The sequence below is a fragment of the Nocardia sp. JCM 34519.1 genome (assembly GCF_020361265.1).
Lineage (GTDB): Bacteria > Actinomycetota > Actinomycetes > Mycobacteriales > Mycobacteriaceae > Nocardia > Nocardia arthritidis_A.
Map to the genome: position 1 here is coordinate 18,901 of NZ_JAIRBR010000012.1, position 14,197 is coordinate 33,097.

The window sequence follows — 14,197 nt, forward strand, 5'->3', positions numbered from 1 at the left end:
CTGTGACATGCTGACCCGGTGACTGTCTTCGAGGTTTGGGCGCCGCGGGCGGACCGGGTCCGGATCGAACTCGACGGTGTCGTCCATCCGATGACGGGTCACGGCGAGTGGTGGCGGGCCGAACTCCCGGCCGCGTCCGGCGCCCGCTACGGCTATCTGCTCGACGATGATCCGGCCGTGCTGCCCGATCCGCGCTCGCCCCGGCAACCCGACGGCGTACACGGCCGATCCGCGGTGCACGCGCTCGATCCGGCGGGCTGGACCGACGCCGGGTGGACCGGGCGCCCGCTGGCCGGATCGGTCTACTACGAGCTGCACATCGGAACCTTCACGCGGGCGGGCACTTTCGACGCGGCCGTGGAAAACCTGGACCATCTCGTCGAATTGGGCGTGACGACGGTCGAACTCATGCCGGTGAACGCGTTCAACGGCGCGTGGAACTGGGGTTACGACGGTGTGCTCTGGTATGCGGTGCACGAGGCGTACGGCGGTCCGGATGGCCTGCAGCGATTCGTGAATGCCTGCCACGCAAAGGGTTTGGCGGTGGCGCTGGACGTGGTCTACAACCACCTCGGGCCGTCCGGGAACTACCTGCCCCGCTTCGGGCCGTACCTGAGTGATGGCCGGAATACCTGGGGGCAGAGCGTCAACCTCGATGGGCCGGGTTCGGATACCGTGCGCCGCTTCATCATCGACAACGCGCTGCGTTGGTTCCGCGACTTCCACGTGGACGCGCTGCGGCTCGACGCCGTGCACGCGCTCGTCGACCACCGCGCCATCCACCTGCTCGAACAGCTGTCCACCGAAACCGACCGGCTGGCAGCGCAACTCGGCCGCCCGCTGACCTTGATCGCGGAGAGCGACCTGAACGATCCACGGCTGATCACCCCGCGCCCGGCGGGCGGCTACGGTCTGGCCGGACAGTGGAACGACGATATGCACCATGCCGTGCACACCGCCGTCTCCGGTGAAAGGCAGGGCTACTATGCCGATTTCGGCTCACTGGACTGCCTGGCCAGCACGCTGACGCGCGGATATTTCCATGCCGCAACGTATTCCAGCTTCCGCGGGCGCACCCATGGACGGCCGTTGAACACCGGCGCGATACCCGGCAGCGCCCTGCTGGCCTACACCTGCAATCACGACCAGATCGGCAACCGCGCACAGGGCGATCGTCCCAGCGCCTACCTCACCGACGGTCAGCTGGCGGTCAAGGCGGCGCTGGTGCTGTTGTCGCCGTATACGCCGATGTTGTTCATGGGGGAGGAGTGGGGTGCGCGCACGCCGTTCCAGTTCTTCACCGCGCATCCGGAACCCGAACTGGCCGCCGCGGTCGCCGAGGGGCGCAGGGCCGAATTCGCCGAACACGGTTGGCCGCCGGGCGATGTGCCGGACCCGCAGGATCCGGCGACCTTTCGGCGATCGAAACTGGTGTGGTCCGAACCGGCCGATCCGCGCGGGGCGCGGCTGCTCGCCTGCTATCGCGCGCTGATCGCATTGCGGCGCAACAGGTTCGAGATCGCCGATCCGTGGCTGCCCGATGTCCGCGTCGAATACGACGAGGCCGCGCGCTGGGTGGTGCTGTATCGGGGGCCGCTGCGATTGGTCTGCAATCTGTCGGCCGAATCGGTGGTCGTGCCGGTGGTGGGCCGCGTCCTGCTCGCCTGGGATCCGGTCGTTACCGAATCAGACAGTGAGGTCAAGCTGCCTGGGCATAGTTTCGCGGTGCTGGACTCCGGCGAGCTTCCGATCGGCTAACGGCGTACCGCACCGTCGGTAATATGAAGTGGTGCAATATATCTCGGTCGGATAACGTTGTATTATCAACTGTCCGGGACAGGTTCGTTGCCCGATCTCGCGTCCGCGATTACCGTGGAGAGATGAGCAATGACGCTGCGCCAGGGGTCGGCGGGTACGCCGCCGCCGAATTCGCCCCGCTGGTCCGCGCTTTCGCACGGGCCTTCGGTCATCGCCGCGGTGCGGGTGGCGCGCTGGCCGTGCACCGGCACGGGGTGCCGCTCGTCCATATCTGGACCGGTAGCGCGGGCGCCGGGCCGTGGACCGCCGACACGGGGGCCATCATCTTCTCCGCGACGAAGGGCGTCACGGCGACCGTCATCCACCGGCTGGCCGACCGCGGGCTGCTCGACTACGCCGCGCCGGTAGCCGAGTACTGGCCGCAGTTCGCGGCCAACGGTAAGGCGCGAATCACGGTGCGGCAGATCATGACCCACAGCGCCGGGCTCGGCTCGGTCGGCGCGCTGGCCACCAGCGCGGCCGAGGTGCTCGACCACCGGCTCATGGAGGAGCGCCTGGCCGCCGCGAAACCGGATCGGCTGCTCGGCACGCCCTCCTACCACGCGCTCACCTACGGCTGGCTGCTCGCGGGCCTGGCCCGCGCCATCACCGGGCGAGGCATGGCCGAACTCTTCCGCACCGAGATCGCCGAACCGCTCGGCACCGACGGCATCCACCTCGGCCGTCCGCCCGCCACCTCCGCCACCACCTATGCCCCGCTGGCCGGAACGCAGCTGAGCTCGATCCGGAATCCGCTGGTCGCGCAGGTGCTCGGCCGGACGCACCTGGTGCCCGGTGCGGCGGGCGCGGCCACCAGGGCGCTGTTCCTACCCGGCCTGGAGGCGATCCTGGAGAGCGCCGAACCGGCGATCCTGGACACCGAACTCGGCGCGGGCAACGGCGTCTGCACCGCGGACGGCCTGGCCACCATGTACGGCGCGGTCGCGACCGGTATGCACGAGGGCAGGCAATTCCTGAGTCCGGCGACGCTGCGGGCGATCGGCAAGGTCGAGACGTATCGCCTCGACCGGGCGCTGTTCTACACGCCGATGATGTGGCGTCTCGGCTACCACTCGTTGCCGATTCCGGGCGCCCGCACCGGATTCGGGCATGTCGGCCTCGGTGGATCGTTCGGCTGGGCCGACCCGCGGCTCGGTCTTTCGGTCGGGTTCGTGCACAACCGGCTCTCGGTCGGGCTGCTGCCGTTGGATATGTCCGCGGCCGCGTGGATCCTGCCGCTCGCGGTGCGCGGGTTGCGCAGCGCGCGCCGGGCCGAGGCCACCGAGGCGCGCCGCGCGGCCTGACTCAGGTCAGGTAGCGGTACGCGGGCGAGCCCGGCTCCAACCGTTCGCACTGGATCGGGGACGCCTCGATCCGTTGCAGCAGCGCGGCGAGCCCGTCCGGCGCACCGAGTTCGATACCGACCAGCGCCGCACCGGTTTCCCGGTTGTTGCGCTTGACGTACTCGAACATGGTGATGTCGTCGTCCGGGCCCAGCACCTCGTCCAGGAAGCGCCGCAGCGCGCCCGGCTCCTGCGGGAAGTCGACCAGGAAATAATGCTTCAACCCCTTGTGCACCAGCGAGCGCTCGATGATCTCGCCGTAGCGGGACACGTCGTTATTGCCGCCGGATACCAGGCACACCACCGTCGAACCGGGTTCGACCCGGATCTCCGCGAGCGCGGCGGTGGCCAGCGCGCCCGCGGGTTCGGCGATGATGCCCTCGTTCTGATAAAGCTCGAGCATGGTGGTGCAGATGGCGCCCTCGTCCACCTGCATCATCCGGAAAGCGCCTGCGCCGCTGGGTGATTCGGTGGCGGTGAGCAGCGGCAGCGAGGCGTGCGAGACCACTCGGCCGCCGAAGCGGGACACCGCGGCGTAGGGCACCGCGCCGATCCGGCGCACCGCGGCGCCGTCGACGAACGGATCGATCTCCGGCAGCGTCACCGGGCCGCCCGCGACCAGTGCCGCCGTCATCGAGGCCGCGCCGGCCGGTTCGACGCCGAGAATGCCGGTGTGCGGGGCCCTTTCGCGCAGATAGGTGCCGATGCCCGCGAGGCAGCCGCCACCGCCGACCGGGACGACCACCAGATCCGGTGCGGCGCCGAGCTGTTCCAGGATTTCGGCGGCGATGGTGCCCTGACCCGCGGCGGTGCGGACATCGTCGAACGGCGGCACCATGGTGGCCCCGGTGCGCTCGACATCGGCGGCCGCCGCGGCCGCCGCGGCATCGTAGGTTTCGCCGACCGCGATGAGCTCGACGAATTCACCGCCGTGCGCCCGGATGCGGTCGCGCTTCTGTTTGGGCGTCGTGGCCGGGACGTAGATGCGGCCCTTGATCCGCATCGCGTGGCAGGCGAAGGCGACGCCCTGCGCGTGATTGCCCGCGCTGGCCGTCACCACACCCGCGGCCCGCTCCTGCTCGGTGAGCTGGACCACCAGGTTGTACGCGCCGCGCAGCTTGTAGGAGCGCACTACGCCGAGATCCTCGCGTTTGAGATAGATTTCGGCGCCGGTCAGCTTCGAGAGCCGGTCGCTGCGCTGTAGCGGGGTCGGCTCGATAATGTCGGCGATTCGCTTGGCGGCAGCATCGATCTCGTCCGCGCTCAGCGCGGGACGGGATGTGGACAGTGCGTCGAGGAGATCAAGCGGATCGGACACCCGAAATATGCTGCCACCCGCCGCGCGGCCGGGGCGCGGCGGGTGGGCCGGTCAGCGTGGGGTGAGTACGAAAACCGGGATCTGGCGATCGGTCTTCGTCTGGTAATTCGCGTAGTCGGGCCAGGCCTCGACGGCCCGCGCCCACCACAGCGCCTTCTCCTCGCCGAATACCTCGCGCGCGGTGTAATCCCTGGTCACCGCGCCGTCCTGGAGTTCGACATGCGGTTCTTTCTTGATGTTGTAGTACCAGACCGGATTCTTCGGTGCGCCGCCGAGCGAGGCGACGACGGCGTATTCGCCGCCGTGTTCCACCCGCATGAGCGGGGTTTTGCGCAATTTGCCCGTCTTCGCGCCGACCGTGGTCAGCACGATCACCGGCTTGCCCTCGTGCGTCGCGCCCTCCGCGCCGCCGGAGTTCTCGATGGCCTCCGCCTGCTCACGGGCCCAATCCGACGGCGACGGTGCGTACTCTCCTTTAAGTGGCATGGACGCCGTAACGTTGCCGGGATCACAGATATTCCCGGCAAAGTTGGGTGGACCGAACTTTTCCGTCCGCATATCCTCTATTGATGGCAGTGGTTCACCCAGAAACGGTTGACATCGCGGGCACCGCGTGGCCGACATACAAGCTCGAGGCATTGGCCGCGGGCGTGGTGAGCTGCCTGGTTCTCGCGCTGATCACCGGGTCGATGGAGGTATCGGTGCTGGCCGCGGCCGGGGTCGCCGCGGTGCGGTGGATTCTCGGGGCGGTGGCGCGGCGTCGGGACGCGGACCGTGCGATCACTGCGCCTCGAGTGGTAAGTCGCTGAGCTCGCCGCGCGACACCACACCCAGCTTCGGGTACGCCTTGTACAGGTGATGCCCCACCGTTCGCGGGCTCAAGAACAACTGCGCCGCGATATCCCGGTTCGACAGGCCCTGTGCGGCCAGCCGGACGATCTGCAACTCCTGCGGTGTGAGCTTGGCCAGCACGCCGTTCGCCGGTTTGGGGGCGGCGCCGACGCCGAGGGCGGCGAGTTCGGTGCGGGCGCGGTCGGCCCACGGGGTGGCGTCCAGGCGGTCGAAAGTCTCCATGGCGGGCTGTAATTGGACCCTGGCGTCGGTTTTACGTTTCGCCCTGCGCAGCCATTCGCCGTACAGCAGTTGCGTTCTGGCCTGTTCGAACGGGCGGCCGCCGAGCCGCAGCGCCTCCTGGAAATGGGTATCCGCCGCACTGTCGGGTGCGGTGAGCGCGCGGCAGCGGGCGGCCGTGGCGGCGATCCAATCCTGTTGTGCCGCTTCGGCCCACGCCGACAAGCGGATCAGCGCGTCACCTGCGCGGGCGGAATCGCCCAGGCGCACCGCGGCTTCGACGAGGTCGGGCAGCGTCCGCGCGCCGATGACGTGGTGGCGGGCCGGTTCGACGGTGAGCGGTGCGAAGCGGGACAGCGCGCTTTCCACCCGGCCGTAGCCGAGGTCGAGCAGGCCGAGCGCGGCGTGCGTCCACGGTGCGCCCGCGGCGGCGGTACCGCCGAATTCCTCGGCCAGCGCGCGGCCTGCCACGTCGTGGCAGTCGGATTCGCGGCCCTCGAGCGCGGCGAGATAGGCCAGGAAGCCGCACAGCTGACTGACCCACTGTCCCTGTGCGAGATCCTCGGCGATGCGCAGACCCTCGGCCGCGGCGATCCCGGCCTCGCCGGGACGGCCGAGGAACAGTTCGGCCTCGGCCCGGAAGAACAGCAGCGTCGGCAGCGGCGAAAGTCTGCCCTGCGCACGGCATTCCGCGAGCAGCGCGCGGGTCAGCTCGGCGACCTGATCGTCCTGGCCGACGGCGAGACCGATACCGCACATCTGCACCAGATCGCGCGGGCTGTCGGCGCCGTTGGCGCGGGCCGCCGCGGCGGCGTCGCGCAGGTCGGTGACGAAGCGGGCCTCGATGCCCCCGACCAGGTAGCGGGCGATCGGCGTCATCGGATCGGATTGGGGCAGCGGCAATTCGGTGAGCCGGGCGGTCACCTCGGCGAGTTCGGTCGCGCCCAGATACCAGGCGGTGTGCACGGCTTGGACGAGCATGCGTGCGGCCCTTGCCGGATCGCTTTCACGCACCGACTCGGCGCCGGCCAGCAGCAGTCGGTGTGCCGAAAGGTGTTTGCCCGCGGCGAATTCCGCGGTCGCCATGATCACGTCGAGCCGGGCGGTGACGGCGGGGTCGGCGGTTTGCGCGGCGGTGCGTTCGGCCAGCTCCCTGGCTCGCTCCAATTGTCCGGCCTCGCCCGCGGTTTCGGCGGCGAGCAGCAGCCTGCGCACCCGGGCCGCCGGATCGGTGCTGAGGCTCGCGGCGCGCTCGTATGCGGCGACGGCGCCGGAGTAGCCGCTGCGGCCGCGGGCCCGGTCGGCGGTGTCTTCCAGTGCGGCGGCGGCGTTTTCGTCCGGGCCGGTGGCCGCCGAGGCCAGCTGCCAGGCGCGCAGGTCGGCGTCGGCGGGCGCGGTGAGCGCGTCGGCGAGCGCGCGATGCGCCGAAATCCGTTGGGCCAGCGGCGCGCCCTGATAGATCGCGGAGCGCAGCAGTGGATGCCGGAAGGTCAAGGTGTGTCCGTCGGTGCGCACCAGCCCCGCCGACTGCGCCGGTTCGAGATCGGCGAGCAGAACTCCCATTTCGGCGCCCGCCAGCAGCGTCGGGCCGAGTTCGTCGGTGCCCGCCGCGGCGGCCAGCACCAGCAGCGTTCTGGTGGCGGCGGGCAGGCGGCCGACCTGACCGTTGAATGCGACGAGCAAACGCTGGGTCAGCGGCAGTGGATTCGGGCCGGAATTCGGCGCCTCCGCCGCCAGCAGCGCCGGAAGTTCGAGCAGCGCAAGGGGATTGCCCGCGGCCTCGACCAACAGCCGGTAACGCAGTGCGGGCGCGAGATCGGGTGCGCGCTCGTCGATCAGTGCCGCCGCCGATTCCTGGCGCAACCCGCCGACGCGCAGTTCTGGCAGGCCCGGCGCGGGGAAATCGGTGGCCCCGGCGCGGGTCGCGAACAACATCACCACGCCCTCGTCGGCCAGCCTGCGCGCCACGAACAGCAGCGTCTCCGCGGTGGCCCGGTCCAGCCAGTGCGCGTCGTCGATCACGCACAGCAGCGGACCCGCCGCCGTCTCCTCGGCGAGCAGCGAGAGCACCGCTAGCCCGACCAGCATCCGGTCCCCGGGATCCCGGTGGGCCAGGCCGAACGCGCCACGCAGCGCATCCCGCTGCGGGCCGGGCAGCGAGTCGAGCAGGTGCAGTCCGGGCCGCAGCAGCAGATGCAGTGCGGCGAAGGGCAATTCGGCCTCGGATTCGATCCCGGTGCTGCGTACGGTCGGCAGACCTTGTGCGGCAGCGTATTCCAGCAGCGCGGTCTTGCCGACACCCGGCTCGCCGCGCAGTACGAGCACCCCGCTGCGCCCCTGTTTCGCTCCCTCGAGCAGGCGATCGATGCGTTCCTGTTCGGCCTGTCTTCCGTGGAGCATGCCCCAACCGTAATGGGATCAGAACCGGCCCGCGCGCTTGACCGCGGTCGCGACCACGGTGACCTCGGCCGCCGCCGTCGACGGTCCGGTCGCAGCGAAACTGCGCGATGGACTCACCGCGCTGCGCCCGGGCAGCGGCTGGGCGGAGGAATTCGCCGATTTCCCCGAATCCGGCGAGTACTGGGTCGTCGACGCGCTCGACGGAGCCGTGCAATTCCTGCAGGGCCTGCCGCAGTGGTGCACCATGCGCCGTGGACGCCGGATGTGGACAGTTTCCTCGTCGGACCGTCCGGTCTGGTTTCGCTCGCCGTACGCACTCTCGCACCGGTGTGAGACGGCTTGTGCCATAAGCCCGTTTCGGCGCGTGTCATTTACTGGATGTATAGCCAACGGCTACTAAAGTTCACGGCATGCCGTCCAATCGCATGAGGGCGATCCTGGCCACCGCGTGTGCCGCCGTCGCCGGTGCGTGCGCGGTGGTGGCCGCGGTACCGGCGCATGCGGAGATCATCACCATGCCGCCGCACGAGCGCAGCTTCGTCTCGCCGAACAACGCGATGCACTTCATCGTCGGGGCCAAGGGGGAGAAGATCAACCGGATCGCACCGCTGAACCAGGTCGGCACCAGCCGGGAGGCGCTGGTCACCGTGATCGGCTACAGCATCGCCCAGGGCGCGTCCGGCGGCAAATTGCGGGTCGGCTATCACGTCGGCTGCGCGGTGACGATCGGCGCCGGCACCCTCGGCGCGACGCCACACCTGGTCATCGGGCAGCAGCCGCAGGCCGATCCCAACCCGGTCGCGACGATCAACCTCACCCCCGGTGAGATCAAAGAGGTCGCACTGATGGACAAGGATCTGGTACCCGGCAAGCTGACCCAACTGAGCGTGCGCGACTTCCATATCGTCGTCAACGCGTGTACCGGCCCGGTCACCCTGCGGGAGTACACGTATGCCGACGTGAAATCCCCCGAGGTGGACGATTCCGCCGCGGTCTTCGGCGACCCGACCTGGCTCTGAGAACCGGAATCCCGATTAACACCCGGCGTCCCCGTGCGATGAAACGAGTAGTTCGGTACGCACGTCACGCGGTGTGTCCTGCGGGAGGATGGGCTCATGAAACGCCTGGTTGTTTGCTGTGACGGCACCTGGAAAGCGGAGTCGAGCACAACGGTTTCCAACATCATCAAGATCGCCGAGACGGTCGCCTTCGACGCGCCGGGGCCGCGGGGGAAGCGCATTCAGCAATGGGTCAGCTACGTGTCGGGTCCGGGTGCGCGCGGATTCCTCGCCGACCGGTTGATGGGTGGCGCGTTCGGACTCGGGTTGGATGCCAATCTCTCCGCTGCCTACTGGCATCTGGCGTTGAACTGGGAGCCCGGCGACGAGATCTACATCTTCGGTTTCAGCCGCGGCGCGTACACCGCGCGCAGCCTGGCGGGGTTGATCCACCGGGTCGGGCTGCTGACGCCCGCGGCCATGATCGGTGGCGAATATCCGAACGCGCTGCGGATCTACCGCTGGCCATTGCCCGAAGACGGCGTGGAACCCGCGGCGTGGCGGGATTTCCGTGAGCGGCACTGCCAGCATCCGATCAAGATCGATTTCCTCGGTGTCTTCGATACCGTCGGCGCGCTCGGGGTGCCGGGCCTCGGTGCGTTCCGGCGCGGCTTCCACGACGTGCGGCTCACCCCCAATGTGTACTGCGCGCGCCAAGCCCTGGCCATCGACGAGCGCCGCCGCATCTTCGAACCTTGCCTGTGGGAGGTGCCGGTGGTGCCGAATATCAAGTACAGCAAGCGAATCGAGCGGGTCAAGCAGGTCTGGTTCGAGGGCGTGCACAGCGATATCGGCGGCGGCTACCGCGAATGCGGGCTCTCGGATATCACGCTGCGCTGGATGATTCGGGAGGCCGAGGAGGTCGGGCTGGTCTTCGACCTGGACCGGCTGAACCACCTGGCCGCCGAGTGCCGGGCCAAGGACCGCCACCTACATCTGCACAACTCGCTTTCGACGGCTTACCGGGTGCTCAACCTCATGCGCACCGTGCGGCATCCGAGAAACCGGCGCTTCGAACGGGATTCGTGGCGGCGGCTGTGCCTGCCGACCGATCGGTGCGTCCGCATCGCCTCCAGCACCCAGGACGTGCGCGACTACTCGCCGCCCAACGTGCGCAGCTGGCGCGACGAACTGGGCGGCGCGTTCCCCGAAGAACTCATCGAGAAGACCGAACTGGCCTGAGCCGCAAGGCGATTGATCGCCCCGGCGAGCAGTGCGGTGCGATCGGTGACATCGGCCAGCGCGATGTGCTCGTCGCGGGCGTGCGCACCGCCGCCGGTGGCGCCCATACCGCAGATCACCGGACGCCCGAGCGCCGCGATCAGGTTGGCGTCGCTGGCGCCGCCGACCGGCGGGTGGGCGAGCGGTCCGCGCAACCGCCGCGCGACGTCGTCGACGAGCTCGAACAATTCGCGGCTCGCCGGGGTCGAGACCATGGGCGGGCGCCCCCAGCCGCCGGAGATATCCAGCCGCACGCGCGGGTCCGGCGGTTGCAGCCGCGCGAAAACCCGGTCCATGCGCGGTATTTCGGCCGGATCGGCGATTCTGACGTCCACCTGGCATTCGGCGCGCCCGGCGACCACGTTGCGGGCCGAGCCGCCGCCGATCAGCCCGACGTTGACGGTGGTGCCCCGCTGCGGATCCGCGGCGTCGAGCAACTGGCGGATGACGTCGGCGAGCGCGTGGATCGCGCTGGCGCCGCGGGTCGGCTCCAGGCCGGCGTGCGCCTCCACGCCCGTCGCCGAAATCGTAAAGTCGCCGGTGCCTTTGCGTTCCGTCTTCACCGCCCAGCCCGCGCCACCCGGTTCGGTGACGAAGGTCGCGATCGCGTCGGTGGCGGCCCGTTCGATATGCGGCCGGGAGGCGGGCGAGCCGATCTCCTCGTCGCCGGTGAGGAGCAATCGCACTGTCGGCCGCGGCAATTCGAGGCTTTGCAGCGCCCGCAGCGCCCAAACACTTTGGGCGATACCGAATTTCATATCGAAGATGCCGGGGCCGGTGGCCCGGTCGCCTTCGACGGAGAACGGTCGCGCGGCCAGGGTGCCCACCGGCCAGACGGTGTCGTAGTGGCAGACGATGAGCACGACGTTGGTGCCGTCGCCGGGCACGATCACGTCCAGGACATCGCCGTATCGCGCGAGCCGGTGGCGGGTCGTGTAGACGGGGCCGAGCCGTTCGGGCAGCCAGGCGGTCAGCTGGTCGGCCATCGCGTCGAGCAAAGCCTTGTCACCGCTTGGTGTTTCGGATTCGACCAGGGTGCGCAGGTCGGCGATGAAGTCGCTGTTGTGCTCGTCGATCCAGGACACGAGGTCGGGTAGTGGATCGGAGGTCACGTTCGGTTCTCCTTGATAGTTCGGGTGCGGCTACGAGACGGGTGCTCCGGGTCCGAGCGGAATACCCAGCCAGTACCAGGCCAGGAAGATCAGCAGCCAGACCACCAGGTCGACCACGGCGAGCGGCAATACCAGCGACATCAGGGTGCCGATCCCGGCCGTCGGTCGGTAGCGGCGGATGAAGCCGAGCGCCATCACGAAATACGGGCTCATCGGCGTAATGCTGTGCACCGGCGCGTTGGCGATGCGGAACAGCGCCATCGTCGTCTCGGGGTGGATGTGCAGCAGCATCAGCATCGGCACCAGGATCGGCGCGACCAGCGCCCACATGGCCGAGCCGCTGGTCAGCAGCAGGGTCATCGCGCTGACGAGCAGCACGACGCCGATGAAGATCAGCACCGGGCTCGCGCCGATATTCTTCAGCAGTTCGGCGCCGTGGATCGAGATGACCGAGCCGAGGTTGGTCCACTGGAAATAGGCCAGGAACTGCGAAATGGTGAAGAACAGCACCAGCACGGGCGCCAGCTCTTTCAGGCCGCCGACCATCATGTCCGGCAGATCCCGCGAGGTGCGGATCTTGCCGATGACGATGCCGTACACCGTGCCGATCACGATGAAGAAGAACATCAGGAAGACCGCGACGCCCTCCATCAGCGGCGAGTTCACGATCGCGCCGCCCTTGCCGCGCAACGGCGAACCGTACGGCAGCACCGCCAGCGCCAGCGCGACGAGGAAGATCGCCCCCGAGGCCAGCGCCCAGCGCATCCCCTTGATCTCGAGCGCGGACACGGACATGTCCGGCAACTCCTCGGCGTCGGTCGATTCCGGCTCCTCGGCGTTCATCACCGCGACCCGCCGCGCGACCACCAGCTCGGTGACGACGGCGATGGTCACCGCGAGCACCAGCGAGGACACCACGGAGAAGTAGTAATTGGAGGTCGGCGTGACCACATAGGACGGATCGATGGTGTGCGCCGCCGAGGTGGCGATGCCCGCGAACACCGGATCCGCGGGGATCAGCACCGGGCTGATGTTGTGCGCGCCGCCGACCGCGACGAAGGCGACGACCGCACCGAGCACCGGGCTGCGGCCGACCGCGCGAAAGGCGACCATCGCGAGCGGGATCATCACCACGAATGCCGCATCGGCCGCGACCTGGGCGAACATACAGACCACCGCGACCGCGAGGCTGACATACCGGGCGGGCACCCTGGCCAGCGACGCGCGCATCAGCGCGGCGAGCAGCCCGGTCTTATCCGCGACCGCGACGCCGAGCATGACGACGACGATCAGGCCGAGCGGCGGGAAGTTCACATAGTTCTTGATCAGGTCGCCGATCATCATGTGCAGGCCGTCGGCGGAGATCAGATTCTTGACCTCGACGCGTTTGCCGCTGCCCGGCGTGATGGCGGAGACATCGAAGGTCGCGAGCAGCCAACTGGCCAGGACCACCACCGCGGTCAGGATCACGAACAGCCAGAACGGATGTGGCAGTTTGTTGCCGACCCGCTCGATCGAGGCCAGCGCGCGCTGCAACACCGAGGTCTGACGGTTGGTCGGGGTGTCGATCGTCGGTGTGCCGACGGCGGGTTCAGTCATGCCGTGTGTCCACTCTCTTCTGGTCCGGTCGTACTGCTCGACCTGACCGGCACCCGGGTCGGCGAACCCCGGAATTATCCCGAGGCGGCGGGCCCGCCCTCCGCGATGGCGATGCGGTGGTTGTTTGTGCCACAAATTAGTTTGATGATGATGACATGTGTCACTCTGTAGGTCAATGACGGTGATTTAGACCGGAATTATTGCGGTCTATGATCGACCGATGCCGAATAACCTGGTGCCCGCGGCGGAGCTGCCGCTCGACGATGTCGATCTCGACCTGGTCGCGGCGCTGCAACTCGCGCCCCGGGCGCCGGTCAATGTGCTCGCCGAGGTGATCGGCAGCTCCCCGAGCACCATCACCCGCCGGATGACCCGGCTGCGCGAGGAAAATCTGCTGCGCGTCATCGGCCGCCTCGACTGGCCGCTGTTCGCCACCGCCTACCCGCGCCTGGTGTGGCTGCGCTGCCTGCCGGGGCAGGTGCACGAGGTGGCCGCCCGCATCGCCGAGCTGCCGCAGGTGCAGACCATCATCGTCACCACCGGCAGCGCCGATCTGTACTGCTCGGTGTATCCGCTGATCGGCACCGACGTCCTCGACCTGCTGACCAGGCGGCTGCCCGGCCTGCCCGGCCTGGTCTCGGTCGAGTCGCAATTGGTGCTGCGCGCCGAAAAGGTCGGGCACTCATGGCGATTGCATCGGCTCACCCGGGCGCAGGAGACGCAGTTGAGCGCGCACGGCGTGCGGGTCACCGAGCCGCGCGCCACCCGGTTGAGCGAATTCGGTGAGCTGGAATTGCGCGCGGTGGAACTACTCGCCGCCGATGGCAGGGTCTCGGCCGCCGAGGTGGCCCGCGAACTCGATATCAGCAGGTCCGCCGCCTACCGGCTGACCCAGTCGCTACTGGAGAGCGGAACGGTATCGCCGCGGGTCGAAATCGAACCCGCCGCGCTCGGCCACCGCCTGGAAGCGATATTCGCGCTGACCGCCGAACCGAGCGCGATCCCGGAAATCCTCGACCGGCTCGGCCGTCACCCCTCGGCTCGCCTGGTCGCGATGGTCGCGGGTTCGGCCTCCGTCGTGCATACGGCGGTCTTCCGCGACGAGCAGGAGCTCGCCGAATTCATCACCGCCGAACTCGGCGGCTATCCCGGTATCACCGCGGTGGACACCCGCATCGCGGTGCAGGTGGTGCGCCGCTACTGGATGAGCCGCGACGGCGCGTACCTGGGCGCACCTGTGCCGGGCTTTCCCACCCGGCTGCTGCGGCCCGCCTGAGC

General features: G+C 68.8%; 12 protein-coding genes. 7 read left to right on the top strand and 5 right to left on the bottom strand.

What is annotated here, in order from left to right:
- The first annotated feature begins 18 nt into the window (after positions 1-18).
- Both treZ and LGY53_RS26325 read left to right on the top strand, forming a co-directional pair.
- Positions 19-1,758, top strand: coding sequence for a malto-oligosyltrehalose trehalohydrolase (gene treZ, locus LGY53_RS26320; RefSeq protein ID WP_225729403.1), 1,740 nt, complete (start codon positions 19-21; stop codon positions 1,756-1,758).
- Between the two features lie 122 nt (positions 1,759-1,880).
- The gene (locus LGY53_RS26325; RefSeq protein ID WP_225729404.1) at positions 1,881-3,101 is read left to right on the top strand and encodes a serine hydrolase; all 1,221 of its coding nucleotides are present in this window, start codon (positions 1,881-1,883) and stop codon (positions 3,099-3,101) included.
- 1 nt (position 3,102) lies between these two features.
- Here the strand turns inward: LGY53_RS26325 and ilvA are convergent, their stop codons facing one another.
- Positions 3,103-4,458 (bottom strand): threonine ammonia-lyase IlvA, encoded by a 1,356-nt coding sequence (gene ilvA / locus LGY53_RS26330; RefSeq protein ID WP_225729405.1) that lies wholly within the window; start codon positions 4,456-4,458, stop codon positions 3,103-3,105.
- A 51-nt stretch (positions 4,459-4,509) separates the two neighbouring features.
- Positions 4,510-4,944: a nitroreductase family deazaflavin-dependent oxidoreductase gene (locus LGY53_RS26335; protein WP_225729406.1), complete on the bottom strand. Its 435-nt coding sequence runs from the start codon at positions 4,942-4,944 to the stop codon at positions 4,510-4,512.
- A gap of 83 nt (positions 4,945-5,027) precedes the next feature.
- Between LGY53_RS26335 and LGY53_RS26340 the strand changes: the two genes are divergently transcribed.
- On the top strand, positions 5,028-5,267 hold the full coding sequence (locus LGY53_RS26340; protein WP_225729407.1) for a hypothetical protein: 240 nt from the start codon (positions 5,028-5,030) through the stop codon (positions 5,265-5,267).
- On the opposite strand, the gene LGY53_RS26345 is transcribed toward LGY53_RS26340, so the two are convergent.
- On the bottom strand, positions 5,239-7,929 hold the full coding sequence (locus LGY53_RS26345; protein ID WP_225729408.1) for an AAA family ATPase: 2,691 nt from the start codon (positions 7,927-7,929) through the stop codon (positions 5,239-5,241). The genes LGY53_RS26340 and LGY53_RS26345 overlap by 29 nt on opposite strands.
- A 37-nt stretch (positions 7,930-7,966) precedes the next feature.
- On the opposite strand from LGY53_RS26345, the gene LGY53_RS26350 reads away from it, so the two are divergent.
- The 3 genes from LGY53_RS26350 (at position 7,967) to LGY53_RS26360 (ending at position 10,169) form a co-directional block, all read left to right on the top strand.
- Positions 7,967-8,329 carry a hypothetical protein gene (locus tag LGY53_RS26350; protein ID WP_225729409.1) on the top strand — a complete coding sequence of 121 codons (363 nt, stop codon included), beginning with the start codon at positions 7,967-7,969 and terminating at the stop codon, positions 8,327-8,329.
- A 10-nt stretch (positions 8,330-8,339) separates the two neighbouring features.
- Positions 8,340-8,948: an MspA family porin gene (locus tag LGY53_RS26355; protein WP_225729410.1), complete on the top strand. Its 609-nt coding sequence runs from the start codon at positions 8,340-8,342 to the stop codon at positions 8,946-8,948.
- A 96-nt stretch (positions 8,949-9,044) separates the two neighbouring features.
- The gene (locus LGY53_RS26360; protein WP_225729411.1) at positions 9,045-10,169 is read left to right on the top strand and encodes a DUF2235 domain-containing protein; all 1,125 of its coding nucleotides are present in this window, start codon (positions 9,045-9,047) and stop codon (positions 10,167-10,169) included.
- On the opposite strand, the gene LGY53_RS26365 is transcribed toward LGY53_RS26360, so the two are convergent.
- Complete coding sequence (locus LGY53_RS26365; protein ID WP_225729412.1) at positions 10,082-11,320, bottom strand: M20 family metallopeptidase; 1,239 nt, start codon at positions 11,318-11,320, stop codon at positions 10,082-10,084. The two genes, LGY53_RS26360 and LGY53_RS26365, sit on opposite strands and share 88 nt — an antisense overlap.
- 30 nt (positions 11,321-11,350) lie before the next feature.
- A complete protein-coding gene (locus LGY53_RS26370) occupies positions 11,351-12,919 on the bottom strand; it encodes an AbgT family transporter (RefSeq protein WP_225729413.1) in 1,569 nt (522 codons plus the stop codon).
- Positions 12,920-13,139: 220 nt separating this feature from the next.
- Here LGY53_RS26370 and LGY53_RS26375 point away from each other — a divergent pair, with 220 nt between their 5' ends.
- Positions 13,140-14,195 carry an Lrp/AsnC family transcriptional regulator gene (locus LGY53_RS26375; protein ID WP_225729414.1) on the top strand — a complete coding sequence of 352 codons (1,056 nt, stop codon included), beginning with the start codon at positions 13,140-13,142 and terminating at the stop codon, positions 14,193-14,195.
- Positions 14,196-14,197 lie beyond the last annotated feature (2 nt).